The 24,333-nt window shown below is 61.4% G+C and carries 33 protein-coding genes; 15 read left to right on the plus strand and 18 right to left on the minus strand.

The window, feature by feature from the left end; genetic code table 11:
* Positions 1-14: 14 nt before the first annotated feature.
* On the plus strand, positions 15-155 hold the full coding sequence (locus tag ACR3EM_RS10700) for a multicopper oxidase domain-containing protein (RefSeq protein WP_480470683.1): 141 nt from the start codon (positions 15-17) through the stop codon (positions 153-155).
* A gap of 111 nt (positions 156-266) precedes the next feature.
* On the opposite strand, the gene rnc is transcribed toward ACR3EM_RS10700, so the two are convergent.
* The 3 genes from rnc to acpS are packed head-to-tail and all read right to left on the minus strand — an operon-like array spanning position 267 to position 2,259.
* Complete coding sequence (rnc, locus tag ACR3EM_RS10705; protein ID WP_480470684.1) at positions 267-947, minus strand: ribonuclease III; 681 nt, start codon at positions 945-947, stop codon at positions 267-269.
* A complete protein-coding gene (lepB, locus tag ACR3EM_RS10710; protein WP_480470685.1) occupies positions 944-1,780 on the minus strand; it encodes a signal peptidase I in 837 nt (278 codons plus the stop codon). The genes rnc and lepB overlap by 4 nt, the downstream gene beginning before the upstream one ends.
* A 59-nt stretch (positions 1,781-1,839) precedes the next feature.
* Positions 1,840-2,259, minus strand: coding sequence for a holo-ACP synthase (gene acpS, locus ACR3EM_RS10715; protein ID WP_480470686.1), 420 nt, complete (start codon positions 2,257-2,259; stop codon positions 1,840-1,842).
* A 114-nt stretch (positions 2,260-2,373) separates the two neighbouring features.
* On the opposite strand from acpS, the gene ACR3EM_RS10720 reads away from it, so the two are divergent.
* Entirely contained in the window at positions 2,374-3,222 is an 849-nt protein-coding gene (locus ACR3EM_RS10720) for an alpha/beta hydrolase family protein (protein ID WP_480470687.1), read from the plus strand.
* A 2-nt stretch (positions 3,223-3,224) separates the two neighbouring features.
* Here the strand turns inward: ACR3EM_RS10720 and ACR3EM_RS10725 are convergent, their stop codons facing one another.
* The 8 genes from ACR3EM_RS10725 to folK form a co-directional block, all read right to left on the minus strand.
* Positions 3,225-4,202, minus strand: coding sequence for an NADPH:quinone reductase (locus ACR3EM_RS10725; protein WP_480470688.1), 978 nt, complete (start codon positions 4,200-4,202; stop codon positions 3,225-3,227).
* On the minus strand, positions 4,199-4,822 hold the full coding sequence (locus ACR3EM_RS10730) for a LysE family translocator (RefSeq protein WP_480470689.1): 624 nt from the start codon (positions 4,820-4,822) through the stop codon (positions 4,199-4,201). Before ACR3EM_RS10730 ends, ACR3EM_RS10725 begins: the two co-directional genes overlap by 4 nt.
* Complete coding sequence (locus ACR3EM_RS10735; protein ID WP_480470690.1) at positions 4,819-5,439, minus strand: LysE family translocator; 621 nt, start codon at positions 5,437-5,439, stop codon at positions 4,819-4,821. The genes ACR3EM_RS10730 and ACR3EM_RS10735 overlap by 4 nt, the downstream gene beginning before the upstream one ends.
* On the minus strand, positions 5,436-6,182 hold the full coding sequence (locus ACR3EM_RS10740; RefSeq protein WP_480470691.1) for a pyridoxine 5'-phosphate synthase: 747 nt from the start codon (positions 6,180-6,182) through the stop codon (positions 5,436-5,438). The genes ACR3EM_RS10735 and ACR3EM_RS10740 overlap by 4 nt, the downstream gene beginning before the upstream one ends.
* The gene (locus ACR3EM_RS10745; protein ID WP_480470692.1) at positions 6,175-6,873 is read right to left on the minus strand and encodes a DUF2062 domain-containing protein; all 699 of its coding nucleotides are present in this window, start codon (positions 6,871-6,873) and stop codon (positions 6,175-6,177) included. The genes ACR3EM_RS10740 and ACR3EM_RS10745 overlap by 8 nt, the downstream gene beginning before the upstream one ends.
* Before the next feature lie 16 nt (positions 6,874-6,889).
* On the minus strand, positions 6,890-9,022 hold the full coding sequence (locus tag ACR3EM_RS10750; RefSeq protein WP_480470693.1) for a RelA/SpoT family protein: 2,133 nt from the start codon (positions 9,020-9,022) through the stop codon (positions 6,890-6,892).
* A gap of 26 nt (positions 9,023-9,048) precedes the next feature.
* The gene (rpoZ, locus tag ACR3EM_RS10755) at positions 9,049-9,402 is read right to left on the minus strand and encodes a DNA-directed RNA polymerase subunit omega (protein WP_010437681.1); all 354 of its coding nucleotides are present in this window, start codon (positions 9,400-9,402) and stop codon (positions 9,049-9,051) included.
* A 94-nt stretch (positions 9,403-9,496) separates the two neighbouring features.
* Positions 9,497-10,078 (minus strand): 2-amino-4-hydroxy-6-hydroxymethyldihydropteridine diphosphokinase, encoded by a 582-nt coding sequence (gene folK / locus ACR3EM_RS10760; protein ID WP_480470694.1) that lies wholly within the window; start codon positions 10,076-10,078, stop codon positions 9,497-9,499.
* A gap of 126 nt (positions 10,079-10,204) precedes the next feature.
* On the opposite strand from folK, the gene ACR3EM_RS10765 reads away from it, so the two are divergent.
* From ACR3EM_RS10765 to ACR3EM_RS10795, 7 genes are all read left to right on the plus strand, one after another.
* Positions 10,205-10,780 carry a LabA-like NYN domain-containing protein gene (locus ACR3EM_RS10765; protein WP_480470695.1) on the plus strand — a complete coding sequence of 192 codons (576 nt, stop codon included), beginning with the start codon at positions 10,205-10,207 and terminating at the stop codon, positions 10,778-10,780.
* 206 nt (positions 10,781-10,986) lie between these two features.
* Entirely contained in the window at positions 10,987-11,937 is a 951-nt protein-coding gene (gene ispH, locus ACR3EM_RS10770; protein ID WP_480470696.1) for a 4-hydroxy-3-methylbut-2-enyl diphosphate reductase, read from the plus strand.
* A complete protein-coding gene (locus ACR3EM_RS10775) occupies positions 11,934-12,386 on the plus strand; it encodes a DUF3429 domain-containing protein (RefSeq protein ID WP_480470697.1) in 453 nt (150 codons plus the stop codon). Before ispH ends, ACR3EM_RS10775 begins: the two co-directional genes overlap by 4 nt.
* Entirely contained in the window at positions 12,383-12,970 is a 588-nt protein-coding gene (locus ACR3EM_RS10780; protein ID WP_480470698.1) for a class I SAM-dependent methyltransferase, read from the plus strand. The genes ACR3EM_RS10775 and ACR3EM_RS10780 overlap by 4 nt, the downstream gene beginning before the upstream one ends.
* Complete coding sequence (gene rnhA / locus ACR3EM_RS10785; protein ID WP_480470699.1) at positions 12,963-13,430, plus strand: ribonuclease HI; 468 nt, start codon at positions 12,963-12,965, stop codon at positions 13,428-13,430. The genes ACR3EM_RS10780 and rnhA overlap by 8 nt, the downstream gene beginning before the upstream one ends.
* The gene (locus ACR3EM_RS10790) at positions 13,427-14,050 is read left to right on the plus strand and encodes a trimeric intracellular cation channel family protein (RefSeq protein WP_480470700.1); all 624 of its coding nucleotides are present in this window, start codon (positions 13,427-13,429) and stop codon (positions 14,048-14,050) included. Before rnhA ends, ACR3EM_RS10790 begins: the two co-directional genes overlap by 4 nt.
* Before the next feature lie 17 nt (positions 14,051-14,067).
* Positions 14,068-14,670, plus strand: a complete 603-nt coding sequence (locus ACR3EM_RS10795; RefSeq protein WP_480470701.1) for a COG3904 family protein — start codon at positions 14,068-14,070, stop codon at positions 14,668-14,670.
* Here ACR3EM_RS10795 and ACR3EM_RS10800 read toward each other — a convergent pair.
* From ACR3EM_RS10800 to def (ACR3EM_RS10820), 5 genes are read right to left on the minus strand one after another with little or no spacing between them, the layout of a single operon-like run.
* Positions 14,667-14,903 carry a GlsB/YeaQ/YmgE family stress response membrane protein gene (locus ACR3EM_RS10800; protein ID WP_480470702.1) on the minus strand — a complete coding sequence of 79 codons (237 nt, stop codon included), beginning with the start codon at positions 14,901-14,903 and terminating at the stop codon, positions 14,667-14,669. The genes ACR3EM_RS10795 and ACR3EM_RS10800 overlap by 4 nt on opposite strands.
* Position 14,904: 1 nt before the next feature.
* Positions 14,905-15,141, minus strand: coding sequence for a hypothetical protein (locus ACR3EM_RS10805; RefSeq protein WP_039541692.1), 237 nt, complete (start codon positions 15,139-15,141; stop codon positions 14,905-14,907).
* Between the two features lie 6 nt (positions 15,142-15,147).
* Positions 15,148-16,062, minus strand: a complete 915-nt coding sequence (gene fmt / locus ACR3EM_RS10810) for a methionyl-tRNA formyltransferase (protein ID WP_480470703.1) — start codon at positions 16,060-16,062, stop codon at positions 15,148-15,150.
* Between the two features lie 2 nt (positions 16,063-16,064).
* The gene (gene def / locus ACR3EM_RS10815) at positions 16,065-16,559 is read right to left on the minus strand and encodes a peptide deformylase (protein ID WP_480470704.1); all 495 of its coding nucleotides are present in this window, start codon (positions 16,557-16,559) and stop codon (positions 16,065-16,067) included.
* Positions 16,556-17,074, minus strand: a complete 519-nt coding sequence (def, locus tag ACR3EM_RS10820; RefSeq protein WP_170392632.1) for a peptide deformylase — start codon at positions 17,072-17,074, stop codon at positions 16,556-16,558. Before def (ACR3EM_RS10820) ends, def (ACR3EM_RS10815) begins: the two co-directional genes overlap by 4 nt.
* Before the next feature lie 94 nt (positions 17,075-17,168).
* On the opposite strand from def (ACR3EM_RS10820), the gene ACR3EM_RS10825 reads away from it, so the two are divergent.
* Both ACR3EM_RS10825 and ACR3EM_RS10830 read left to right on the plus strand, forming a co-directional pair.
* The gene (locus ACR3EM_RS10825; RefSeq protein ID WP_480470705.1) at positions 17,169-18,341 is read left to right on the plus strand and encodes a MalY/PatB family protein; all 1,173 of its coding nucleotides are present in this window, start codon (positions 17,169-17,171) and stop codon (positions 18,339-18,341) included.
* 29 nt (positions 18,342-18,370) lie between these two features.
* Positions 18,371-19,069, plus strand: coding sequence for a fumarylacetoacetate hydrolase family protein (locus ACR3EM_RS10830; protein ID WP_480470706.1), 699 nt, complete (start codon positions 18,371-18,373; stop codon positions 19,067-19,069).
* 97 nt (positions 19,070-19,166) lie between these two features.
* Here ACR3EM_RS10830 and ACR3EM_RS10835 read toward each other — a convergent pair whose 3' ends face one another.
* The gene (locus ACR3EM_RS10835) at positions 19,167-19,520 is read right to left on the minus strand and encodes a hypothetical protein (protein ID WP_480470707.1); all 354 of its coding nucleotides are present in this window, start codon (positions 19,518-19,520) and stop codon (positions 19,167-19,169) included.
* Between the two features lie 212 nt (positions 19,521-19,732).
* Between ACR3EM_RS10835 and ACR3EM_RS10840 the strand changes: the two genes are divergently transcribed.
* Positions 19,733-20,722: a glutathione S-transferase family protein gene (locus ACR3EM_RS10840; RefSeq protein ID WP_480470708.1), complete on the plus strand. Its 990-nt coding sequence runs from the start codon at positions 19,733-19,735 to the stop codon at positions 20,720-20,722.
* Here the strand turns inward: ACR3EM_RS10840 and ACR3EM_RS10845 are convergent.
* Complete coding sequence (locus ACR3EM_RS10845) at positions 20,704-21,066, minus strand: response regulator transcription factor (protein ID WP_480470709.1); 363 nt, start codon at positions 21,064-21,066, stop codon at positions 20,704-20,706. The genes ACR3EM_RS10840 and ACR3EM_RS10845 overlap by 19 nt on opposite strands.
* A gap of 181 nt (positions 21,067-21,247) precedes the next feature.
* On the opposite strand from ACR3EM_RS10845, the gene cobD reads away from it, so the two are divergent.
* Genes cobD through ACR3EM_RS10860 form a run of 3 tightly spaced genes read left to right on the plus strand, consistent with a single transcriptional unit; the run spans position 21,248 to position 24,304 of the window.
* Positions 21,248-22,213 (plus strand): threonine-phosphate decarboxylase CobD, encoded by a 966-nt coding sequence (gene cobD, locus ACR3EM_RS10850; RefSeq protein ID WP_480470710.1) that lies wholly within the window; start codon positions 21,248-21,250, stop codon positions 22,211-22,213.
* On the plus strand, positions 22,210-23,130 hold the full coding sequence (gene cbiB, locus ACR3EM_RS10855) for an adenosylcobinamide-phosphate synthase CbiB (protein ID WP_480470711.1): 921 nt from the start codon (positions 22,210-22,212) through the stop codon (positions 23,128-23,130). Before cobD ends, cbiB begins: the two co-directional genes overlap by 4 nt.
* A 10-nt stretch (positions 23,131-23,140) precedes the next feature.
* Entirely contained in the window at positions 23,141-24,304 is a 1,164-nt protein-coding gene (locus ACR3EM_RS10860) for a lytic murein transglycosylase (RefSeq protein ID WP_480470712.1), read from the plus strand.
* The last annotated feature ends 29 nt before the right edge of the window (positions 24,305-24,333 follow it).

Consider the following 24,333-nt stretch of genomic DNA (forward strand, 5'->3'; position numbering starts at 1 on the left):
GAGTGCTTGACCTGATGACGGATACGATGTTGCCGTCGAAGGGTAAGACGGTCGAGATCGGCCTGGTCGCGGACAATCCCGGTGGCTGGGCGTTTCATTGTCATGTGATTGAACGCCAGAAAACGGGTCTGACCGGATTTCTTCGGGTTGCTTGAAGATCGAACTGGCTGCGCCAACCCGATCGATTGGGGGGCCAGCCCCCCAAACCCCCTGAGATATTCTTGGCCAAATGAAGGAGGGATCCGGTGCCGGGGTGGATGGTGTTGCTATTGCGTCAGCGAATCCAGAAGTGCTTTGGCCGCCGCCTGTTCAGCCTGACGTTTAGAGCCTGCGGTGGCTTGCGCTTCGGTGCCGTCCTGCAGGCGGGCGGCGATGGTGAAGATGGGGGCGTGGTCGGGGCCGGTGCGTTTGACCTCAACATAAGCAGGCGGTTTCTGGCCGCGTGCTTGCGCCCATTCCTGTAGAGCGGTTTTGGCGTCGCGCGCGTCGGCCTCGACCTTGTGGATGCGGTCGCCCCAGAGGGCGAGGATGACGTCTCGGGCCGCCTCGAAGCCTGCGTCGCGGTAGATGGCGGCGATGACCGCTTCCATCGCGTCGCCCAGCAGAGCCTGTTTGCGGCGGCCTCCAGACAGCATCTCGGACCGGCCCAGTTTCAGAACTGCTCCGAGGTCGATCTGGCGGGCGACATCGGCGCAGGCCTCTTTGCGGACCAGCGCGTTGAAACGGGGGGCAAGTTGGCCTTCGGAGGCCTTCTTGTCGGCTTCGAGCAGGGCCGTGGCCATGACAAGGCCCAGTACGCGATCACCCAGAAATTCGAGCCGCTGATTGTCAGGGCGCGTGGGCGAAGACACCGACCCGTGGGTCAGCGCGCGCACCAGCAGTTCGGGGTCGGAGAATTCGTACCCCAATCGCTGCTGGAATGCCTTTATATCGGCCGATAACTTCAATTGACCGCCTTGAAGAAGCGATCACCGCGCCATGTCCAGAAGAACAGCATCGACCGGCCTGCAGAGGAGAACATGATGCGGTCGGCGCGACCGATCAGGTTTTCGTATGGGACGTAACCGACCCCGCCAGCAGATTGCGGCAGGCGGCTGTCGGCCGAGTTGTCGCGGTTGTCGCCCATGAAGAAATAGTGACCTTCGGGCACGGTGTAGATGCCGGTATTGTCGGACCCCTGATTGCCGATGTTCAGTACTTCGTATGACACGTCATTGGGCAGGGTTTCGATCAGGCGGGTCTTTTCGCATTCTCCACCAAAGCCTACGGGGCCGTTTTCGCAGCGCGGGCGCAGGCCTTGCGGGCCTTGTGGTTCGGCCAATTCACTAAAGACGCCATCGGGTTGTTGCGGCACAGGGGTGCCATTCAGGATGATCTGGCCCTGACGCACCTGAACCCGGTCACCCGGCATGCCGATCAGGCGCTTGATATAGTCGCGGCCCGTGACCGGGTGGCGGAAAACGATGACGTCGCCGCGTTCAGGCTCGCCGCCCAGAATGCGGGTGTTGTCGCCTTTCATCCAGCCGCAGATATCTTCTGCGTCGATGTTCAGTCCGACGCTGGGGATGATCAGGCTGGGGCAGGACGCGTAGGAATAGCCATAGGCCATCTTGTTGACGAACAGGAAATCCCCGATCAGCAGGGTCTGCTTCATCGAGCCGGACGGAATCCAGAACGGCTGAAAGAACAGGGTGCGGAAAACGCCCGCGATCAGCAGGGCGTAGACGATGGTTTTGATCGTCTCCCAGACGGCGTTTCCGGATTTGGCTTCCTCGGCCATACTGCTCTCTCCAGTCTGTGCGTGGTTGGGGTGCTACATGCGGGTCGGTTGGGGGCAAGTCAAGGCTGCGCGGGCGCTTCGTGAAGCGGGCGGGCCTCGATCACCACAAAGGCCTGCGCCCAGGGGTGATCGTCGGTCAGGGTGACGTGGATGATTGCCTCATGACCTTCGGGGGTCATCTCGTTCAGGCGTTCGGCGGCCCAGCCGGTGACATGCATGACGGGTTGGCCGGTGCGCAGATTGGTCACCGCCATATCCTTCCACGCGATGCCCATGCGCAAGCCGGTGCCCAGCGCCTTGGAACACGCCTCCTTCGCGGCCCAGCGCTTGGCGTAGGTGCCTGCGGTGTCGTGGCGGCGTTCGGCCTTTCGCTGTTCGGTTTCGGTAAAGACGCGGTTGCGAAACCGGTCGCCGAAGCGGTCGAGCGTGCCTTGAATGCGGTCAATATTGGCGAGGTCGGTGCCGATGCCCAGGATCATGCGTTTCTCAAGTCTAAGGTGGTGCCAATCAACTTTAAATGAGACCCAATGGCAAGCAGATCGCGGGTCATGTGCTACAGTCGACCTGTTTTGTGTAGTCTGGTGGAGCTGGCCATGTTGAGAAAGGCGTTCATTTCAATCCTTGCACTCACCATTGGCCCAGTTGTCCCTGTGCTGGCCGAGCCTCAGCCTTGTGGCTCCGAGGCAGATCCCTGCCGCGTCGACGCGCTGAGCTATCGGGTGGTTTTACCTGAAAATCCCGAGAACGCGCCGAGTGTCATCTTCTTGCACGGCTATGCAGCGACGGCAAACGCAGCCGTCAATCGCGCCGCACTGGTCGATGCCTTTACCAGCCGTGGCATCGCATTCATCGCCCCCGACGGACAGGTTGATGTCGGCAATCCAAAAATCCTGGATTGGGGTGTGCACGATGGGCACCGCTGGCCTAGGGATGATTTGATTGCTCTGCAAAAGATCAAAGAAGATGCTCTGGCACGGTTTAATCTCGATCCGGGCAGAATCCTGTTGGCAGGTTATTCGCGCGGCGGGTCTATGGTATGGGACAAGGCTTGCACCGATCACGAGTTTGCGGCCGCCTACGCCTCGGCCTCTGGCGCGTTCTGGGAACCGATGTGGCGGCGCTGCAGCGGCCCCGTGCATATGCATCACAGCCATGGCTTTGCGGATCGCACCGTCCCCTTCGAAGGGCGCGAGGCAGTCTTTGGCGGCCTGCATTTCGAGCAAGGCAGCGTCATGAAATCCGTCGGCATTCTGAACCGCACAAACGGCTGCGGGCAGATGGCAAACAAGGTAAAAACCGAAGGGCCAAACTGGGACAAGCACTGGTCCAACTGCACAGCCGGATCAGTCGTTCTGTCGCTTGGCCCACATGGTCACGGGCGGCAGAGCGATTGGCCAGATCGGGTCGCCGACTGGTTCCTGGCCCTGCCAATTGGTCAATAGTATCAGACCTCCAGCACCACGGTGCCGAGCTTTTGCCCGGCCTCGACCATTGCGTGGGCTTTGGCCGCATCCGCCAATCCTCCGCCCGGGACGACGGCGTGGGTTAATGCGCCCTGCTCCAACCATGCGCCCAATTGTGCCTCGCCGCGGCGGCGGGCAATGGCGTCCAACTGATAGACGATCAGCATATGCAGACGGATGTTCTTGAACATGAAGCCGTAGAAATCCAACTCGGGCTTCATTTGTGAGGCCGAGGCATAGCTGGCGATCGTGCCACAAGGGCGGATCATCGCAAGCGAGGCCGTCTGGTTGGCGGCGAAATCAACCTCGACGATGCGGTCGACGCCGGCACCATCCGTCAGGTCCATCACCGCCTCGGTCACGTCTTGGGTGCGGTAGTTGATCCATTCGGAAGCGCCAGAATGGGCGGCTTTCTCGTCAGAACTGACGGTAGTGATCACCCGTGCCCCGCCCAGCGCAGCCATCTGGCAGGCGTAGCGCCCGACGGTGCCAGCACCTCCGGTGACAAGCACGGTCTGATCGGTGATCGGGCCATCGGCGAAAAGCGCATACCACGCGGTCATGGCGGGGATGCCGAAACAGGCACCTTCGGCAAAGCTGGTGGTGTCGGGCAGATGCACCGCCTGATCGGAGGGGAGCGCGATATATTCGGCCCCGGTGCCAAATGCGCGTTGCCATTGGCCGTTCCAGATCCACACACGCTCACCCACGCGGGCCGGATCGACACCTTCGCCAACCGCCTCGATCACCCCTGCCCCGTCCGAGTGGGGGGTGATCACCGGGAATTGCATCACCGCGCCCGGACGCGCACCGCCGCGCAGCTTGACGTCAGAGGGGTTGATACCGCTGGCATGGACGCGCACCAACACCTCGCCCGGAGCGGGGTCGGGCGTGGGCATGTCGGTTAGTTCGAGAACGTCGGATGCGGGACCAAAGCCGCGATATGTAATTGCCTTCATGACAACCTCACCGTGAAAATTTTGTAGCTGGCCACGCCGAAGAAACCGGCGAAGGCAAAATCGAACCAGCGGCGGGCGCGGCGATAGGCGTTGACCATCCGCGCAGACGAAAACAGGAAGGCGTAGCCGATGAAGACCAACAATGAGCCCGCATAGAGCATGGCGAAATAGCCCAGCAGCATGGCAAGGCTGGCATCGTTGGGGGCGACGATGGCATAGATCGACCCCCAGCTGAGGATCGCCTTCGGGTTGGTCAGGTGGATGGCTGCGCCTTTGGCAAAGATCGTGGGCAAGGAACCGGTAACCGGCTTGCCAAGCGCGACCTCATCCGAGGACAGCGCACGACGCAGGGCCTTGAACGCCAGCCAACCCAGATAAGCGACGCCGATATAGCGGATCACCTCGAACACCCAGACATTGGCCAGCATGATCGCCGACAGCCCCAACGCTGCGGCTATGCCCCACGCAGCAGAGCCCGCGCAGATGCCCAGCGCAAAGGCCAGACCGGCAGTACGGCCCTCGTTCATGGCGGTTCCGGCGATGCCCATGGTGGCGGGGCCCGGTGACCCTCCGGCCATCAACCAGGCGATCCAGATTGCTATAAAACCAGTGGTGATCATCGCGTGAAGGCCGATCTGATCAATCCCAGACCCGCAACGGCGAACAACCCGGCGACAACTCCGTCGATCCAACGACGGAAGCGGCGATATCCGGCCATCATGCCGCTTATCGAGAACAACATCGAATAGAGGAAATTGTTGAGAAAACCTGCAAGCATGCAAATCAGCGTCGCGACGACGACCGAGAGCAGCCCATCCTCAGGCCCGAGGCCTACTGACAAGGCCGCCATCCATGCGACAACCGATTTCGGGTTGGAGAGGTTGAGGAAAAGCCCGCGCCAGAACCATTTGCCCTTGGCGGGGATGGAAACTCTGGCCGCGTCAGATTGCAGCGCAGAGCGTCCCGACTGCCATGCAAGCCACAATAGATACAACCCACCCAGCACCTTGAGCATCATCAGAACATAAAGCGAGCTTTGCAGAACCGCGCCCATTCCGCTTGCAGCAACCAGCCCCCAGAATACCAGACCGCAGGACAGGCCCAGGCCATAGATAAGGCTGGTCTTACGCCCGAAGCTCATCGCCACCGCGGCGTTGGAAATATTTGCAGGGCCGGGTGAGACTGCGACGACGAAAAAAGCAAGTGCTGTGATAGCCAGTGAAGTAAGGTCGATCATTCCCGCGCCTCATCCATCAGGCGGCGCATTTCGTGGACCGCTGGGGTGAGGCCGCGGAAGATGGCTTCGCCGATGAGGAAGTGGCCGATGTTCAACTCGCGCACTTCGGGGAAGGCCGCCACCGGTTGCACGGTGTCGTAGGTCAGACCATGGCCGGCGTGGACTTCCAACCCAAGCGAATGGGCATAGGCGGACATCTCGCGCAGGGCTTCCAGTTCGCGCGCGGCATCATCCAGTTTGCCCTCGGCATGGAAGTCGCAATAGGCGCCGGTGTGCAGCTCGATCACCTCGGCCCCGATGCGGTGAGCGGCGTCGATCTGGCGTCGGTCGGCGGCGATGAAGATCGAGACGCGGCAGCCCACATCGCGCAGGGGTGCAATGAAATGCGCCAGCTTGTTTTCCTCGCGCGCAACCTCGAGCCCGCCTTCGGTGGTGCGTTCCTCGCGCTTTTCGGGGACGATGCAGACGGCGTGCGGCTTGTGACGCAGGGCGATTTTCTGCATCTCGTCTGTCGCGGCCATCTCGAAGTTGAGCGGCACGGTCAGCGCCTCCATCAGCCCTTCGATATCGGCGTCCAAGATATGGCGCCGGTCTTCGCGCAGGTGGGCGGTGATGCCGTCGGCCCCAGCCTCTTCGGCCAGTTTCGCGGCGCGGATCGGATCAGGGTATGCCCCGCCACGGGCGTTGCGGATGGTGGCCACGTGGTCGATATTCACGCCCAGACGCAAATGGTTGTCAGACATCTTTCGAATCCTTCATTGTCCCTGAGGTCGAGCCTAGTGGTTTTGTTGGAAGAACGTCAGCCTCTGCCTGTGCAAGGCGTTTGATTTGTTCAAACTTCGCCTTGATCTTGGCACGGCGGCGCTGCTGATAGGTGCGGATCAGCGGCAGGCTGAGATAGGCGCAGATCACCCCGGCCACGATGCCCGGAATGACGCCGCCGATCATGTAGGGAAAGAACACATCGTCATAGAACCGGCTGAGCCCGTGCCAGTCGGCTTCACGATCCGTGAACATGGCGATGCAATTGTCCTTGAGATCGCCCATCGCATCGGCAAACTTCCCCATCAGCCCGTCCGTGTCATGCTTGCGGAACTTGGTGCCCAGCATGAAATGCCCGGTTTGCAGGCTGATGACCGCAATCGGCACATAGGTCAGGGGATTGCCGAAGAACGTGCCGCTGAGCGCGGCCAGAATATTGCCGTTCAGCAGGCGGGCCAGGACTGCGGCGACCAGGAAATGCAAGCCGTAGAAAGGCGTGAACGAGGCGAACACCCCTGCCCCGATGCCGCGCGCGATGCGTTCGGGGCTGTCAGGCAGGCGGCGGACCCGGTGTTTGACATAGTGAAAGGCGCGGGTCCATCCACCGCGCGGATAGACGAACTCTGACGCAATCTGAACGGCTGAGCGGCGATCTCGGCGCTTGAAAACCACTCGTGATCACCCCTTCTCAGCCAGCCGCGACAGCGGGTTTCGCGCTTTCCCGATACCGTTCGACCGCGGCAACATCGCTTTCGGCCTCAAGCATCAGCATCAGCGAATGCAGCTGTTCAAGGTCACGCAGTTCGACATTGATCATCAGGCGGTAAAAATCCGGTTTGCGGTCGACGAATTCGAGGTTCGAGATATTGGCCTTTTTCTCGCCGATCAATGTGCAAATGCGCCCCAGCACCCCGGCATCGTTGCCGATGGTCAGATCGAGCGTCGCGCCATAGACCGCCGGGTGGGTGCCCGAATGCCAGTGCAGATCGACCCAGCGGTCGGGTTCGTTTTCATATTCAGACAGACGATCACAGTCGATGGCATGCACCACAACGCCCTTGCCGCGAAAGGTGATGCCGACGATCCGCTCACCCGGCAGCGGCTGGCAACAGGGTGCACGGTCGAATTTCTGACCCGGTTCAAGCCCGATCACCGCACGACGGGGAGAGATCGCATCTCCGTCATCCTTGGTCAGTTCGGGATAGACCGCCTCGACCACCTCATGGGCCGTAAGCTCGGCGCTGCCCAGCCGGGCCAGCAATTCATGACGATCTTTCAGGCGCAGGTGTTTGGCGGCGGTGTCCAGCGCCTTGTCGGTGGCCTTGCGACCGAGATTTTCGAACCCGGCGCGGGCGAGTTCCTTGCCCAGCTTGATAAAGCGTTCGCGGTCCACCTCGCGCAGGGCCCGGCGGATGGCGGTGCGCGCCTTGCCGGTGACCGCAATCTCCAGCCATGTGACTTGGGGCATCTGGCCGTCGGCGGTGATGATGTCCACCGACTGCCCGTTCTTGAGGCGCGTCCACAGCGGCACGCGGATCGTATCGACCTTGGCGCCGACGCAGGCATGGCCGATGCGGGTGTGGATCGCGTAGGCGAAATCAATCGGCGTTGCCCCGCGCGGCAGTTTCACCACATCGCCTTTGGGGGTGAAGCAGAAAACCTGGTCCGAGTACATCTCGAGCTTGACGGCTTCGAGGAAATCCTCGTGATCATCCTCGCTGTCGAATTGCTCGGTCAGGTTGGAAATCCACTTGGCCGGATCGACCGCAAACGGGTTTTCCGAACGCACACCGTCACGATAGGACCAATGCGCCGCAACGCCGGTTTCGGCCACGTCATGCATCTGACGGGTGCGGATCTGAACCTCGACCCGTTTGCCGTCGCGGCCCGATACAGTGGTGTGGATCGAGCGGTATCCGTTCGATTTCGGCTGGCTGATGTAGTCCTTGAACCGCCCGGGCACCGCGCGCCAACGCTGGTGGATCGCGCCGAGGGTGCGATAGCAGTCTTCCTCGGTCCGGGTGATGATGCGGAATCCGTAGATGTCGGAAAGGCGCGAGAAGCCCTGATCCTTCTCCTGCATCTTGCGCCAGATCGAATAAGGCTTTTTGGCGCGGCCGAATACTTCGGCCTCGATCCCGGCTTTTTCCAATTCGTGGCGCATGTCGCCGGTGATGCGATGGATCACATCGCCGGTTTCACGTTGCAGGGTGATAAAGCGCCGGATGATCGATTGGCGGCCTTCGGGGTTCAGGACGCGGAAGGCGAGGTCTTCTAACTCCTCGCGCATCCACTGCATACCCATGCGGCCTGCGAGCGGCGCGTAGATATCCATCGTCTCGCGCGCTTTTTGTACCTGCTTTTCGGGGCGCATCGCCTTGATCGTGCGCATGTTGTGCAGACGGTCGGCGAGCTTGACCAGAATAACCCGCAGGTCCTTGGACATCGCCATGAAAAGTTTGCGGAAATTCTCGGCCTGTTTGGTTTCGCGGCTGGACAGCTGAAGGTTGGTCAGCTTGGTGACGCCATCGACCAGCTTGGCGACCTCTTCCCCGAACAGTTCGGAGACCTTGCCATAGCTGGCCTTAGTGTCCTCGATCGTGTCGTGCAGCAGGGCCGTGATGATGGTCGCATCATCCAGACGCTGTTCGGTCAGGATGGCGGCAACGGCAACGGGGTGCGAGAAATAGGGCTCGCCGGAATGGCGGAACTGCCCCTCATGCATCTGCATCCCGAACTCATAGGCCCGAGCGATGCGTTCAGCATTTGTCTTGGGATTGTAATTGCGGACCAGCGCAATCAGGTCTTCTGCTGAAATCATCCGGTCCGCACCTTTGTCGCTGGGATTTACCCCTGGCCCTGAGCCTCCATCAGAGCGCGCAGGAGCTTTTCTTCGGACATGTCGTCATCCGCGGGCTTGTCGGATTCCGCACCCATCAGCAGCGCCATCTGATCTTCTTCGGGCTCATCAACCTCGATCTGAGTCTGGTTGGCCTCGATCAGACGCTCGCGCAATTCATCGGCGCTCTGGGTTTCGTCGGCGATTTCGCGCAGCGAGACAACGGGGTTCTTGTCGTTGTCGCGGTCAACGGTGATCGGGCCACCGGCAGAAATCTCGCGCGCCCGGTGGGCTGCAAGCATCACCAGTTCGAACCGGTTCGGGACCTTGTCTACACAATCTTCGACCGTAACGCGGGCCATGGGGCGCTCTCCGTAAATGAATCCGTGGCAGGAAGGGGTTTATCTAAGCGCGAATCCCCGCCTTGACAAGCAGGAAATGCCGCAAATGCGAGGATCACAGAGGCTTGACCTCGGCCACATCCCCGGGCGGCAAGGCGGCAACCATCTGCGTCACGGTCCGGCCCAGCACGGGATGGCACCAATCGGGAGCAACATCCGCCATCGGAACAAGCACAAAAGCGCGGTCCTGCAGGCGGGGATGCGGCAGGATCAGCTGATCCGGCGCGGATTTGGCCTGATCCTCGGGCGGCAGGGTCAGCCAGCGGTGATATTCGGCCTGATCGGGCAACACCAGATCTCCCCAGCAGACCAGATCGAGGTCCAGCGTGCGCATCCCCCAGCGCTGTTCGCGGGCGCGGCCAAACTCATGTTCGATACGGTGCAGCAGGTCCAGAACCGCCTGCGGCGTGAGGTCCGTTTCGATCAGAACCGCAGCGTTGACATAATCCGGCCCTGCCCCCGCCGGAAAGCAGGGGGTGGCAAAAAACCGGCTTTGGGCGCGAATCATTAACCCTACGTTAACCATTGCGCGCAAAGACTGCTTGAGTGTCACCTCGGGCTCATTATCACTCAGAGTGAGATTTGCACCCAGCGCGATGACTGCTTTTGACAATGATTTGACCACTTCGGACCCCACATTCGGACCAGAGAATACTTGCGATGTAAGCCAAAAGGCCTATTTTAAGCGCACCATTGCACTGACCAATTAATTTACACTCACGGAGCTCACGGTGCGGTGGCTTATACCGGAAGGACCATTTTTATGTTTTACAAGGACGAACGGCTAGCGCTGTTCATCGACGGCTCGAATCTTTATGCAGCCGCAAAGGCACTGGGTTTTGACATCGACTACAAGTTGCTGCGTCAGGAATTCATGCGCAGAGGCAAACTGCTTAGAGCTTTCTACTACACAGCGCTACTGGAAAACGACGAGTATTCCCCGATCCGGCCCCTGGTGGACTGGCTGCACTATAACGGCTTCACCATGGTCACCAAACCGGCCAAGGAATACACCGACAGCATGGGGCGTCGGAAAGTCAAAGGAAATATGGATATCGAACTGACGGTCGATGCCATGGAACTGGCACCGCGCGTGGATCATATCGTGCTGTTCTCGGGCGATGGGGATTTCCGCCCGCTGATTGCCAGCCTGCAACGTCAGGGCGTACGCGTTTCGGTCGTCTCGACCATTCGCAGCCAACCACCGATGATTTCAGACGAGCTGCGCCGCCAGGCGGACAACTTCATCGAGCTGGAGGACCTGCGCGACGTGATCGGCCGACCTCCGCGTGAAATGCCGACCGAGCCGCGCAGCATTGCGGCTGCCGGCGGTCAGTAACTCCACCAAACCCCACCACTCACTCACCCATGGGGTTTGACGGATTATGTGCGGCCAGGGCCAGAAGCCCTGGCCGCACCACTTTTAAAGGGATAGGTGCTGAAAACACCCCTTTGCTAACAGTGATTCATGTCAGGTAAATGACGCGCTCCTGTCTGGACCATGGCAATGAAAAGACCTAGGTGTTCGGTCGAGGAGAACGCCGAATGAAAAAGCCGCCGCTGACATTGTATCTGGCCGCCCCGCGCGGGTTCTGCGCCGGTGTGGATCGCGCCATCAAGATCGTGGAAATGGCCCTGCAGAAATGGGGGGCTCCGGTCTATGTGCGGCATGAAATCGTGCACAACAAATTCGTCGTTGACGGTCTGCGCGCCAAGGGGGCGGTGTTTGTCGAGGAGCTGGATGAGTGCCCCGATGACCGCCCGGTGATTTTCTCGGCTCATGGGGTGCCGAAGTCGGTGCCTGCCACTGCTCAGCAGCGCGAAATGATCTATGTCGACGCCACCTGCCCGCTGGTCTCAAAGGTGCATGTCGAGGCGCAGCGCCATGCGGATGCCGGGCTGCAGATGATCATGATCGGCCACAAGGGCCACCCCGAAACCGTCGGCACCATGGGGCAACTGCCCGAGGGTGAGGTGTTGCTGGTCGAAACGGTCGAGGATGTGGCACAGGTGAATGTGCGCGACGCCAACAAGCTGGCCTTTGTCACCCAGACGACACTTTCGGTCGACGACACCAAGGATATCATCGCTGCGCTTGAGGCGCGCTTCCCGGCCATCGTCAGCCCGCATAAGGAAGACATCTGCTATGCCACCACCAACCGGCAGGAAGCGGTGAAGGCGGTTGCGCCGAAATCCGATGCGTTGCTGGTGGTCGGCGCACCGAACTCGTCGAACTCGCGCCGTCTGGTCGAGGTCGCCTCGCGCGCGGGCTGCGAGTATGCGCAGCTGGTACAGCGCGCGACCGAGATCGACTGGCGGGCGCTGGAGGGGATTTCGAGCATTGCCATCACCGCCGGGGCATCCGCCCCCGAGGTGCTGGTCAATGAGGTGATCGATGCGTTCCGCGACCACTACGAGGTCACTGTCGAACTGGTCGAGACCGCCGTCGAGAATGTCGAGTTCAAGGTCCCCCGCGTATTGCGGGAGCCAGCATGAGCGGTATCCCCCGCGCGCCACTGTTTCTTGGTTTGGCCGGGCTGATCCCGTTTGTCTGGGGGGCGCTGACCTATCTGAATGGCGACCTGAACGATTGGGGCCGACAGGCGCTGGGGTCGCGGTTCGTGGGGCCATATGTTCAGCTGTTCTATGGCTCGGTGATCCTGAGCTTCATGTCCGGCGTTCTGTGGGGGTTCGCCACCAAGACCTCGGGCAGCAAGGCCGCGACCTGTTATACGCTCTCGGTCCTGCCCGCGCTTTGGGCTTTCCTCAAGACCGGCGGAGGCCCGGTTAGTGCGGGCACCAACCTGATGTACGGGTTTGCGGGCTTGCTTTTGCTGGACGCACTGTTTTCTTACTGGCGACTGACCCCGGTCTGGTGGATGCGACTGCGCATCTTGCTGACCGCCATCGTGCTCGCCTGTCTTGCCGTGGGAGTTTACCTATGAGTGATGACCGGACAATCAATGCCTATACCAACCGGGTGTCGGACTATCTGAGCATGCCCCTGCCCGCCGAGCAGCTTGAGGCGCGGCAGGCTTTTGCCGATGCCGTTGGCGAAGGTGGATATGTGCTGGATCTGGGATCAGGCCCCGGATCGGACAGCGCATTCCTGATGCGGCAAGGGCTGAAGGTGCGGGCATTGGATGCCACGCCCGCCTTTGTCGAGCACGCGCGCGGCAACGGCGTGGACGCGCATCTGGGCACGTTCGACGATGTCACCGAAGTGGCGGAATATGACGGTGTTTATGCCAGCTTTTCGCTGCTGCACGCACCGCGCGCGGATTTCCCGCGTCATCTGAGCGCCATCCACCGTGCGCTGAAACCCGGCGGCCAGTTGTTTCTGGGAATGAAACTGGGCACGGGTGAACATCGCGACGAGTTGGATCGTTATTACACCTATTATACCGAGGCCCAGATCGAAGACGCTCTGACCACCGCCGGGTTCGCCATTGATCGTGCCGTGCAGGGTGTGGGCAAGGGGCTGGCCGGATCTTATGACGGGTTCATTCTGGTGTTTGCCCATGCCTGATTTGTTTGCCTATACCGATGGAGCCTGCTCCGGCAATCCCGGCCCCGGCGGCTGGGGCGTGCTGCTGCGCGCGATGGACGGTGAGACCGTTCTGAAAGAGCGCGAGCTGAACGGCGGAGAAGCCGAGACCACCAACAACCGGATGGAACTGCTGGCCGCAATCAGCGCTCTGGAGACGCTGGAGCGCGCCTCGGAGATCACCATCGTCACCGACAGCGCCTATGTGAAGAACGGTGTTACGGGGTGGATTTTCGGGTGGAAGCGGAACGGCTGGAAGACCTCGAACAAGAAGCCGGTCAAGAATGTCGACCTGTGGCAGCGGCTGGATGAGGCGCAAGAGCGGCATCGGGTGACCTGGGAATGGGTCAAAGGCCATGCGGGCCATCCCGAGAACGAACGGGCCGACCAATTGGCCCGCGCGGGCATGGCCCCGTTCAAACCCAAGAAGGCGCAGGCGTGAACGGGCTTGCCCTGCTGGACTATGCTTCGGTTCTGGTCTTTGCGCTGACCGGGGCGCTGGTCGCCAGCCGGGCGCAGCTGGATCTGGTTGGGTTCGCCTTCATCGCCTGCCTGACGGCAGTTGGCGGTGGCACCATGCGGGACCTTCTGCTGAATCGGCATCCGGTGTTCTGGGTCGGTCAGCCCGATTACATCCTGATCGCCTGCGGGGCGGCGGTGCTGGTGTTCTTCACCGCGCATCTGGTGGAAAGCCGATACAACTGGTTGGTCTGGCTCGACAGTTTTGCCCTGTCCATTGCAGTGGCCGCCGGTACCGGTGCGGCTCTGTCGCTGGGTCAGTCCGGTGTCATCGTCGTGTTGATGGGGGTTACTACTGGCTGTCTGGGCGGGTTGATGCGCGACGTGGTCTGCAACGAGGTGCCGCTGGTGCTGAAACAGGGCCAGCTCTATGTCTCCTGCGCTTTTGCTGGGGCCCTGGCCGCAGTGTTGGCGACCCGCATTGGGCTGGAGGGGCTGATTGCGCTGGGTCTGTGCGCATTGGTTTGCTGGGCGCTGCGCGCCGGTTCACTGTTGTTTGGCTGGCAATTGCCGGTTTACAAGGCCCGACCACCCCGGCGATGAGGTAAAGGACACACGCGATGGTTCTCAGATATTTCCACCTGTTCGCCGCATTGTCGTTACTTGCAGCCTGCGCGGACCCGTATAACCCGGTCAGCTTCACAACCGAGGGAGAGCAGATCGTTGCCAGCGGCACAATCGACCACACAACGCTCAGCGCATTTGAAGATGTGATCGCGGAAAACCCCGGGATCAAGACGCTGGTGCTGCAGAATATCGAAGGCTCGGTCGATGATGACGCGAACGTGGTCTTCAGCCGTGTCGTGCGCGAGGAAGGGTTCGATACGGTGGTGCCGTCGGACGGGCTGGTCGCCTCGGGCGGGACAGATCTGTTTCTGGCGGGCAATCGACGGGTGCTGGAACCCGGCGCCTGCGTGGGTGTTCACAGCTGGGGCGGCGGCGGGTATGTAGCCGCAGATCTGCCCGAGGATCACCCGGAACATGACCGCTATCTGGACTATTTCAAGGATATCGGCGTCGATCCCGGTTTCTACTGGTTCACGTTGGATGTGGCCTCGGAGGACGAAATGCACTGGATGACCGCTGCCGAGGCAAACCAGTTCGACATGACCTCGCGCAAGGCTCCGCGTCTGGGGTCGACTGCCACCTGCGAGGCGCGTTAGCGCCGCAGGTATGTCTGCCAGAGCCAGATCACCAGGAGCGCGCCCAGCACGGCCCCAACAAAACCCGACAGCCACCCCATCACTGTGATGAGCGTGCGCAGGATCAACCCGCCCACCAGCGCGCCGATGATGCCGATGAACATCGTGGTCGGGATATCGGCCTCGATCCGCATCAGGCGGGTGGCGAGAAAGCCTGCGGCGGCTCCGATGATGATCAGGGCGACGATGGGCATGTCACTTCCTCCAATGGGTGGGGACGATGATCAGCGCGCCGATCGAGGACAGCACCGCGTCCAGTCCGGGCGGGCCAAAGCTGATGCCGAACATGATGCGGACGAAATAGAACAGAAAAGCCCCGCCGACACAGATGATGATCGACTGCAGATAGCCGTTATGGGTGAAGCCGGTCTTTTCCGACAGGTAGCCCACAATCCCGGCGATCACGACGGTGCCCATCAGGATCATGAACATCTGGCTTTACTCCGATGACAGGCGGGTGCCGACCGGGATGGGCCAGCCCCGCAGAAACGTTTCCCTATCCTGCGCGCCTTTGCCCGCCCGTTGCAAGCGCAGCAGTTCCACCGCGCCTTCGCCACAGGCCACGCGCAGCTGGTCGTCCAGCACCTCGCCCGGGGTTCCCTGCCCTTCAGCCAGCCGCGAAGCGAGGAGCTTGATCCGGTCACCTTCGATTTCGGTCCACGCGCCCGGGAACGGAGAGAGGCCGCGAATTTTTCTATCAACTTCGACGGCGGGGGCGGACCAGTCGATCCGCGCCTCGGATTTGTCGATCTTGGCGGCGTAGGTGACGCCCTCTTCGGGTTGTGGCTCAGGGGTCAGGGAGGGCAGCTTTTCCAGTGCTTCAACAATCAGCGCCGCACCCATGCCCGACAGGCGGTCATGGAGTTGCACGGTGGTTTCCTCGGGTCCGATATCAGTGGCCTCGCGCAGCAGAACGGGGCCCGTGTCCAGCCCGGCCTCCATCTGCATGATGCAAATGCCGGTCTGGGCGTCGCCCGCCATGATCGCACGATGGATCGGCGCGGCACCGCGCCAGCGGGGCAGCAGGCTGGCGTGGATGTTCAGGCAGCCATGGGTCGGCGCATCCAGAACAGGTTGCGGCAGGATCAGGCCATAGGCGACGACCACGGCGATATCGGCGTTGAGCGCAGCAAACGTGGCCTGTTCCTCGGAAGATTTCAGCGAGGTCGGGTGGCGCACCTCCAGACCCAGCGCCTCGGCGCGGGCATGCACCGGGGTTGGGCGGTCTTTCTTGCCACGACCGGCGGGGCGCGGGGGCTGGCAATAGACAGCGGTGATCTCGTGCCCGGCCTCGACCAGCGCATCCAGCACCGGGACCGAGAAATCGGGGGTTCCCATGAAGATGACGCGCATCGCTACCCCTGTTTTTTTGCCTTGCGCAACAGCATGTCGCGTTTGACCTTGCTGAGCCGGTCGAAATACATCCGCCCGTTCAGATGGTCGATCTGATGCTGCACGCTGGTGGCCTCGATGCCGACGAAATCGCGGCGGTCGATCTGGCCCTGTTCGTTGAGGAATTTCACCGTCACCGCGCGCGGGCGTTTGACCGTGGCGGAGACTCCGGGCAGGTTCGGGCTGGCCTCTTCATGCTCGCGCAGCTCGATGGAACTGTGAAGGATTTCCGGGTTGGCCAGACGCACCGCGCGGCCCCGCTCGGTTGAGCCATCCACGACGGCCAACCGCAGCATCACTCCGATCTGAGGCGCGGCAAGGCCGACGCCGGGCATCGCCTCCATCGTATCGATCATGTCATCCCAGATGGCGCGGATCTCGTCGGTGATCTCAGAGACGTCCTCGGCCTTGGTGCGCAGGCGTTTGTCGGGCCACGGCAGGCAGGTCCGTACCGTCATGTACGGGCCTTCTCACGCTTGAGCTTCTGCATCTTGCGCGTGATCATCTGGCGCTTGAGCGGTTTGAGATAGTCGATGAACAGCTTGCCGTTCAGGTGGTCGATCTCGTGCTGCACACAAGTCGCCCAGAGATCATCAAAGGTTTCCTGCTGCAGATTGCCATCACGGTCCAGCCACGTCACGTCCACGGTCTTGGGGCGCGTGACCTCGGCATATTGCTCAGGGATCGACAGGCAGCCTTCCTCGTAGACATTGGTCTCGTCCGAAGAGGCGATGACCTCGGGGTTGAACATCACCAGCGGGCGCGGCGCTTCGCCTTCTTCCTTGACGCAGTCCACCACGATCAGCCGGTCCAGCACGCCAATTTGAGGCGCAGCAAGGCCGATACCGGGCGCGTCATACATCGTCTCCAGCATGTCATCGGCCAGTTTGCGCAGATCGTCGGTAATGTCGGCCACCGGCGCGCAGACCTTTTTCAGGCGGGGATCGGGATGGATCAGGATATTGCGTTTCATGGGGCTGATTTAGGCCATCGCGCCCGCCACCGCAACGGCCCCCTTGCACATGGCGGATTTGAGGTTAGCTTTCGCCTCGACAGATGGAGATGACATGACTTTCAACGACCTGATCGACCGCCGGGGCACCAACAGCTCGAAATGGGACAAGATGGAGAAGCTATACGGCGTCTCGCCCGAGGATGGGCTGGCCATGTGGACGGCAGATTCCGACTATGCCACGGCCCCTTGCGTGATCGAGGCGGTACGGAAAGCGGCTGATCACGGCGCATTTGGCTATTCGTGGATGCATCCTGAATATCTGGATGCGGTCCAGTGGTGGATGAAGACTCGCCATAGTTGGGAGATCGACACCGATTGGATTCTGACATCGCAAGGACTGGGCAACGCGATTGCCCTATGTCTGGATGTCTGGAGCAAGCCCGATGATGGCGTAGTGATCTTCACGCCCGTTTACCATGAGTTTGCGCATAAGGTGAACAAATCCGGCCGCCGTGTGGTCGAATGCCCGTTGGTGCGTGAGGGTGAAACTTACGCGCTTGATCTGGACGATGCGCAGTCGCGGCTGGACGGGTCGGAAAAGCTGTTGCTGTGGTGCTCGCCACAGAACCCCTCGGGGCGGATCTGGACGCCGGAGGAACTGCGCGCGGTGGCGGCGTTTGCCGAGCGTAACGGGCTGATCCTTGTTTCGGACGAGATTCACCATGATCTGGTCTACCCGGGCAATACTTTCGTGCCTATGGATGTAGCTGCCCCGGATGCACGCCCATGGACCGTGACCCTGACCGCTGCGTCGAAGACGTTCAATATCGCGGGCCAGCGTACGGGCAACATGATCATCCCGGATGCCAAGCTACGGGCCGAGATGCGGCACCGGATCACCACGCTGGATTACGACCCCAGCGCCTTGGGCGTCGCGATGATCACCGCCGCTTATTCGCCGGAAGGGGCTAAATGGGTCGACGCGCAGGTCGCCCATCTGGATGCGAACCGGAAACTGTTCGATGCCACCATCGCCGAGATACCGGGACTGTGGTCGATGCCCTTGCAGGCAACCTATCTGGCGTGGGTCGATTTCTCGGGCACCGGGATGAATCACGATGAATTCGTGAAACGCCTGCGCGAAGACGCGCGGATCGCCACATCCTCAGGCCCCGGTTTCGGCACCGGCGGAGAAACCTTCGAGCGCTTCAATCTGGCCACGCAACGTGCGCGGGTGGAAGAAGCCTGCACGCGGTTGAAAGCTGCCTTTGGCGATTTGCAATAAATCCCGTCTGAGACTGAACGGAGGCCATCATGCCCAACCCCCTTTTTACGCTTCCAGACATCCCAGACATCCCGGTACAGGGGGAACAGGCGACCTATCCGATAGGGCGAATTCTCTGCGTGGGCCGCAATTATGCTGCCCATGCCGCCGAGATGGGGCATGAGGTGGATCGGCAAGCTCCGTTCTATTTCACAAAATCAGCGCCTAACGCGGTTTTGACCGGGGCACATGTGCCATATCCGGCGGGCACCGAGAATTATCATCATGAAATGGAACTGGCCGTTGCAATCGGAAAGCCGGTCTTCCAGGCCACAGCCGCGCAGGCCCACGCGGCGATCTTTGGCTATGGGTGTGCCCTGGACATGACGCGCCGCGACTTGCAGATCCGCGAACGCAACAAACAGCGCCCCTGGGATCTGGGCAAGGATGTGGAAAACGGCGCGGTCTTTGCCCCGCTGACCCGCGCCGATGACTGGAGCCCATCGGGTGACAAGCGCATCTATCTGAGCGTCAATGGGCAGATGAAACAGGATGCCACCTTGTCAGAGCTGGTCTGGAAGATCGACGAACTGATCTGCCATCTGTCGGGTTTCTATCATTTGCGTCCCGGCGATCTGATTCTGACCGGAACACCCGCCGGGGTCGGGCCCGTGGTCGTCGGAGACCGAATCGAAGGCGGCATTGATGGTCTGGCCCCCGTGCACCTGACCCTGACGGCCCCCGAATAAACCGTCCGACCCGATACCTGAGAATCCTGTGGCACCAAAGCTTCCGGACCGCCGAAGGCGCGGCGGGGTGTTCGTGCCACGGGTCAAGAGCTGCGCTTCAGTCGCGGGATTCAAGCAATGCGATCGGCGCATCCGGCGCGCGGTAGAAATCCAGCGGTGCCTTATCGGCGGCCACGGTGTTGCGCTTGAATTCATAGCGCATCTCACCCGCCGCTTCCTCATCCGCGATGATCAAGCATTGGTAGAGGTGGTTGGCCCCGTCATAGATATCGACCAGCCCGCGCAGACGCGGCGTGGTTTCGGCCTCGACCGTGAAGCCATCCTTCCACAATGTCAGAATTTTGAAGGTATTGTCGCCCACTTCCACCCGCAAACGGCTGGATTTCTTCAACGTAGCGATTCGGGCGGCGTCCAATTCGGCGCGAATTTCCTTGGAAACATAGGTACTCATAATAAACTTCCCCCCTTAACTCTCTCTATTCTGGACCAGATTGTGTAAAAATCCAGTGAACTGCGTCACTTGGGGCAGAGGATTCGTGATCTGTTGCGCAGTCGTCCCGCCTCTGCCTGTGCACGCATGCAGGCCAGATGCGCGCATGGTGAAATAGGAACGCGGCACGGGACGGCCTATCTTTGCCTCAATCGCAATGCGGAGGAATGATGATGGGCCTGCTTGTCGACGGCGAATGGCATGACACCTGGTATGACACCAAATCCACCGGCGGGGCGTTCAAACGCTCAGCCGCACAGTTTCGCAACTGGATCACTGCCGATGGCGCGCCCGGCCCCTCGGGGCGCGGCGGGTTCGAGGCGGAAAGCGGGCGTTATCACCTCTATGTCTCGCACGCCTGCCCCTGGGCGCATCGCACGCTGATCTTTCGTGAGTTGAAGGGGCTGAGCGATCACATCTCGGTCTCGGTCGTGCATCCTGACATGCTGGACAAGGGCTGGACCTTTGAGACGGATGCGTATGGCGCAACGGGGGACAAGCTGTTCGGACATGATTTCGCCCATCAGATCTATACCCGCGCCGATGCCAACTATTCTGGCCGTGTCACCGTGCCGATCCTGTGGGATAAGGTGGAGAAGACCATCGTTTCGAACGAAAGCTCGGAAATCATCCGCATGTTCAACTCGGCTTTTGACGGGATCACCGGCAACGCTGATGATTACTGGCCTACAGCGATGCGCGACGAGATCGAAGAGGTCAACGCACGCATCTATTCCGACATCAACAATGGTGTCTACAAATGCGGTTTCGCCACCTCGCAAGAGGCATATGACGCCGCTATCGGCCCGCTGTTCGACACGCTGGACTGGCTTGAGGATCGTCTGTCCCGGAACCGCTATCTCATGGGTGATCGCGTGACCGAGGCCGATTGGCGGCTGTTCACCACGCTGATCCGGTTCGATCCGGTTTATCACCTGCATTTCAAATGCAACAAGCGGCGGCTGGTGGACTACCCGAACCTCTGGGCCTACACGCGGGAGCTTTATCAGTGGCCCGGCGTGGCGGAGACGGTGAACATGAACCACATCGTGCGCCACTATCACTACAGCCATGACAGCATCAATCCGCATCGGATCATTCCGGTAAACCCGGTGCTGGATTATTCAGAACCTCATGGGCGGGATCAGCGCCCGGCGGCGTAGTGTTCCACCATGGCCGCCAAATCCTCGGGCGGGGTCGAGCTTTGGACATAGGCGCAGGCATTGGCGCTGTGGGCAAAGATGGACCCGTCCGAAAAGAAGGTGGTGTTGGTGACAAAGATCACCCGCGCGTCAGGACGGCGGTAGCTGGCAAAGTCCGCCACCGCCAGCGCGCTGCCGGTTTCCAGAACCAGATCCAGCACGATGATATCAAAGTCGGTGCCATAGAGCGCGAGTATCGCGGCCTCTTGCGTTTCGACCAAAGTGACCTCGGCCCCCTGCCTTTGCAGATGCCGTTGCCAGACCCGACCAAGGTCGGGGTTACTCTCAACAATCAGTACTTTCATTTGCAACAACCTCGGCACGTGATATGGGTGAGTGGTGCCGACCCCTATGGTCCGTGATCACGCGATTTCCTTAACAAAGTGTTAACAACGCCTGCACAGGGCTGTGATCCGGCGGATTCACTTGTGTGAGCGGCAAAAATCCGCTTGAAGCAGCGCAACACGGCGATTCCGGCAGGGGCAGATGGCTGAACAGGATGACAGATTGAACCCTCGGGCCGCACGCGATCATGGCGGCGGGCTGGACGGAGCCATGGCCCGCTATGGTGGCGCGCGGGGCGACTGGATCGACCTGTCAACCGGGATCAACCCGCACCCTTACGCAGTATCCGGTCTGCAGCCTTCGGACTGGATGGAACTGCCCGACCATGGTGCGTTCGAGCAGCTGACGGATGCGGCGCGCGCTTTCTGGGGCGTGCCGGACGGGGCGGCGATTTTGCCAGCCCCCGGAGCCTCGGCAGTGATTGCGCGCATTCCTGTGTTGGCCGAAACGGGCCGTGTGCAGATTACCCAGCCAACCTACAACGAACACGCGGCGGCCTTTGCCGCGCAGGGCTGGACAGTGCAGGACAGCGGGCCAGCCGACGCGCGCGTGATCGTCCACCCCAACAACCCCGATGGGCGTATCTGGCAGGACGCTGACGCCGATGCCCCTCTGACCGTTATCGATGAGAGCTTCTGCGATATCGCCCCGGAGGCGTCGCTGATCCATCTCGCGGGGCGGCCCGGCGTGGTTGTGCTGAAGAGCTTTGGCAAGTTCTGGGGCCTGGCCGGTCTGCGGCTGGGATTCGCCATCGGTCAGCCGGACCTGATCGCACGGTTGAATGACCTGACCGGCCCGTGGGCGGTGTCCGGCCCTGCCCTGCGGATCGGCGCGCAGGCGTTGCGCGATACCATGTGGGCCGAGGCCACCCGCGTTCGTCTGGCTGACGAAGCGGCGCGGTTGGACCAGCTTGTCACGGCCAATGGCGCGCGGCTGGTCGGAGGCACCAGCCTGTTTCGCCTCTATGATGTGGATGACGCCGCTGCGTGGCAGGATCGGCTGGCCCGTGCGCATATCTGGAGCCGCATTTTCCCCTACTCCGACACCTACCTGCGCCTCGGGCTGCCGCCTGCGGATGGCTGGGCACGGTTGGAGGCGGCGCTGTGAGCACCGCCTTCGTATTGGTGTGCGCGCTGTGCCTGGACGCCGCATTGGGCGAACCCGATTGGCTGTGGTCACGCATCCGCCACCCGGCGGTGATGATCGGCAACGTGATCGGCTGGCTGGACAAACGCCTGAACCATGGCGCGCACCGGCGGATCAAGGGCGTTGCCGTTGTTCTGTTGCTGGTGATGGGGGCCTACCTGCTGGGCCGGGGCCTCGCGCTGCTCGGTCCCGTCGTCGAGATAGTGATCTGCGCAATCCTGCTGGCCCAGAAATCTCTGGTCGAGCATGTGTGCGCCGTGGGCGACGGCCTGCGCGCCTCGCTGGCCGAGGGGCGGACGCAGGTTGCGATGATCGTCTCGCGTGACACACGGGATATGACCGAGGCTCAGATCGCCCGCTCTGCCACCGAAAGTGCCGCCGAAAACCTGAGCGACGGAGTGATTGCCCCGGCATTCTGGTTTCTGGTCGCAGGCTTGCCCGGGCTGCTGATCTACAAGGCCGTCAACACCGCCGACAGCATGATCGGTTATCGCAGCGAGACATACCGCGCTTTCGGCTGGGCGGCTGCGCGGCTGGATGATGTGCTGAACCTGATCCCGGCGCGGCTGACATTCCTGATGATCGTGGCGCTGTCCGGTCAATGGGCGCGGTGGGGCGAGATGGTGCAGGATGCACGCCGCCATATCTCGCCCAACGCGGGCTGGCCCGAGGCCGCGATGGCGCGCGCGCTGAACGTCGCGCTGGCCGGGCCGCGCAGCTATGACGGGCAGATGCGCGATCTGGCCTGGGTCAACGGCAATGCCCCGCGTGAGATCGGCGCGGCGGAGGTTTTCCGCGCATGTGACATGCTGTGGCGCGTCTGGGGGCTTGCGCTTGGCGTCGTGTCGGTGTGGGTTGGGCTGAACTTTATCTTTTGAAGGACGCCGCATGCGTTTTCTCTCTGCCCTCGTGGCCACCGCCCTGCTGACCTCTCCCGCCTTCGCGCAATGTGGAGGAGGCTTCAATGGTTTCGTGAAAGGCCTGAAATCCGAAGCGGTGCAACGCGGATTCGAAACATCCACCGTCAACGCCTTCTTCAAGGGTGTGCAGCAGGATGGCGCAGTGCTGAAGGCCGACCGGGCGCAGGGGGTGTTTCAGAAACCGTTCATCGATTTTTCACGCCGCCTGATCTCGCAAAACCGGATCGACCGGGGCAAGGCGATGTCGCGCAAATACGACGCGGTTTTCGACCGGATCGAGCAGGAATACGGCATCTCACGCGGTGTTCTGCTGGCTTTTTGGGCTTTCGAGACCGATTACGGCGCGTTTCAGGGTGATTTCAACACCCGCAACGCGCTGGTGACGCTGGCCCATGACTGCCGCCGACCCGAGCTGTTCCGCCCGCAGGTTTTCGCGGCGATCCAACTGTACAGCCAAGGCAATTTCGACCCTGCCCGCACCACCGGCGCATGGGCCGGAGAGATCGGCATGGTGCAGATGCTGCCGCAGGACATTCTGGACAACGGTGTTGACGGCGATGGGGATGGACAGGTCTCGCTGAAAACTTCTGCCCCCGACGCGCTGATGTCCGGGGCCAAGATGCTGTCGCATCTGGGTTGGCAACCGGGTCAACCCTGGCTGCAGGAGGTGACGGTGCCCGCGCAGATAGACTGGTCGCTGTCCGGTCCGGGCAAACCGCGGTCGATCTCTGACTGGCAGGCCATGGGCGTCAAGGCGCGCAACGGATCACTGGCCAACCTGCCTGCCTCGTTGATTCTGCCGCAGGGGCACAAGGGGCCTGCCTTTCTCGCCTATCCGAATTTCGACGTCTATTTCGAATGGAACCAGAGCTTCGTTTACGTCCTGACCGCCGCCTACTTCGGCACGCGATTGGAGGGTGCGCAGATCTATGACGCAGGCAATCCTGCCCCGGGACTGTCAGGCGCGCAGATGAAACAGCTGCAGAGCAAGCTGCAGGCGCGCGGCTATGACGTGGGTAAGATCGACGGCATTCTGGGCGCGGGGACGCGGGCAGCGGTGCAGGCCGAACAACAGCGTCTAGGACTGCCTGCGGATGCGTGGCCGACGGCGGAGTTGTTGGAGCGGTTGTGACGCGGTGTCTGCATCAAGCCCAAAGTTCC

The sequence above is a fragment of the Ruegeria sp. AH3 genome, from assembly GCF_056536265.1.

Excerpts from the sequence above, each read along its gene's own strand:
- def (WP_170392632.1), bottom strand. The coding sequence starts at position 17,074 with ATGAAACGCAATATCCTGATCCATCCCGATCCCCGCCTGAAAAAGGTC.
- rnhA (WP_480470699.1), top strand. The coding sequence starts at position 12,963 with ATGCCTGATTTGTTTGCCTATACCGATGGAGCCTGCTCCGGCAATCCC.
- ACR3EM_RS10780 (WP_480470698.1), top strand. The coding sequence starts at position 12,383 with ATGAGTGATGACCGGACAATCAATGCCTATACCAACCGGGTGTCGGAC.
- lepB (WP_480470685.1), bottom strand. The coding sequence starts at position 1,780 with ATGGCCGAGGAAGCCAAATCCGGAAACGCCGTCTGGGAGACGATCAAA.
- ACR3EM_RS10825 (WP_480470705.1), top strand. The coding sequence starts at position 17,169 with ATGACTTTCAACGACCTGATCGACCGCCGGGGCACCAACAGCTCGAAA.
- ACR3EM_RS10725 (WP_480470688.1), bottom strand. The coding sequence starts at position 4,202 with ATGAAGGCAATTACATATCGCGGCTTTGGTCCCGCATCCGACGTTCTC.
- ACR3EM_RS10835 (WP_480470707.1), bottom strand. The coding sequence starts at position 19,520 with ATGAGTACCTATGTTTCCAAGGAAATTCGCGCCGAATTGGACGCCGCC.
- ACR3EM_RS10735 (WP_480470690.1), bottom strand. The coding sequence starts at position 5,439 with ATGATCGACCTTACTTCACTGGCTATCACAGCACTTGCTTTTTTCGTC.
- ACR3EM_RS10765 (WP_480470695.1), top strand. The coding sequence starts at position 10,205 with ATGTTTTACAAGGACGAACGGCTAGCGCTGTTCATCGACGGCTCGAAT.
- ACR3EM_RS10800 (WP_480470702.1), bottom strand. The coding sequence starts at position 14,903 with ATGCCCATCGTCGCCCTGATCATCATCGGAGCCGCCGCAGGCTTTCTC.
- fmt (WP_480470703.1), bottom strand. The coding sequence starts at position 16,062 with ATGCGCGTCATCTTCATGGGAACCCCCGATTTCTCGGTCCCGGTGCTG.
- def (WP_480470704.1), bottom strand. The coding sequence starts at position 16,559 with ATGACGGTACGGACCTGCCTGCCGTGGCCCGACAAACGCCTGCGCACC.
- ACR3EM_RS10750 (WP_480470693.1), bottom strand. The coding sequence starts at position 9,022 with ATGATTTCAGCAGAAGACCTGATTGCGCTGGTCCGCAATTACAATCCC.
- rpoZ (WP_010437681.1), bottom strand. The coding sequence starts at position 9,402 with ATGGCCCGCGTTACGGTCGAAGATTGTGTAGACAAGGTCCCGAACCGG.
- ACR3EM_RS10700 (WP_480470683.1), top strand. The coding sequence starts at position 15 with ATGACGGATACGATGTTGCCGTCGAAGGGTAAGACGGTCGAGATCGGC.
- ACR3EM_RS10720 (WP_480470687.1), top strand. The coding sequence starts at position 2,374 with ATGTTGAGAAAGGCGTTCATTTCAATCCTTGCACTCACCATTGGCCCA.
- ACR3EM_RS10795 (WP_480470701.1), top strand. The coding sequence starts at position 14,068 with ATGGTTCTCAGATATTTCCACCTGTTCGCCGCATTGTCGTTACTTGCA.
- acpS (WP_480470686.1), bottom strand. The coding sequence starts at position 2,259 with ATGATCCTGGGCATCGGCACCGACCTCGCCAATATTGACCGCATTCAA.
- ACR3EM_RS10775 (WP_480470697.1), top strand. The coding sequence starts at position 11,934 with ATGAGCGGTATCCCCCGCGCGCCACTGTTTCTTGGTTTGGCCGGGCTG.
- ACR3EM_RS10805 (WP_039541692.1), bottom strand. The coding sequence starts at position 15,141 with ATGTTCATGATCCTGATGGGCACCGTCGTGATCGCCGGGATTGTGGGC.
- ispH (WP_480470696.1), top strand. The coding sequence starts at position 10,987 with ATGAAAAAGCCGCCGCTGACATTGTATCTGGCCGCCCCGCGCGGGTTC.
- ACR3EM_RS10840 (WP_480470708.1), top strand. The coding sequence starts at position 19,733 with ATGGGCCTGCTTGTCGACGGCGAATGGCATGACACCTGGTATGACACC.
- ACR3EM_RS10860 (WP_480470712.1), top strand. The coding sequence starts at position 23,141 with ATGCGTTTTCTCTCTGCCCTCGTGGCCACCGCCCTGCTGACCTCTCCC.
- ACR3EM_RS10830 (WP_480470706.1), top strand. The coding sequence starts at position 18,371 with ATGCCCAACCCCCTTTTTACGCTTCCAGACATCCCAGACATCCCGGTA.
- cobD (WP_480470710.1), top strand. The coding sequence starts at position 21,248 with ATGGCTGAACAGGATGACAGATTGAACCCTCGGGCCGCACGCGATCAT.
- ACR3EM_RS10845 (WP_480470709.1), bottom strand. The coding sequence starts at position 21,066 with ATGAAAGTACTGATTGTTGAGAGTAACCCCGACCTTGGTCGGGTCTGG.
- ACR3EM_RS10740 (WP_480470691.1), bottom strand. The coding sequence starts at position 6,182 with ATGTCTGACAACCATTTGCGTCTGGGCGTGAATATCGACCACGTGGCC.
- ACR3EM_RS10730 (WP_480470689.1), bottom strand. The coding sequence starts at position 4,822 with ATGATCACCACTGGTTTTATAGCAATCTGGATCGCCTGGTTGATGGCC.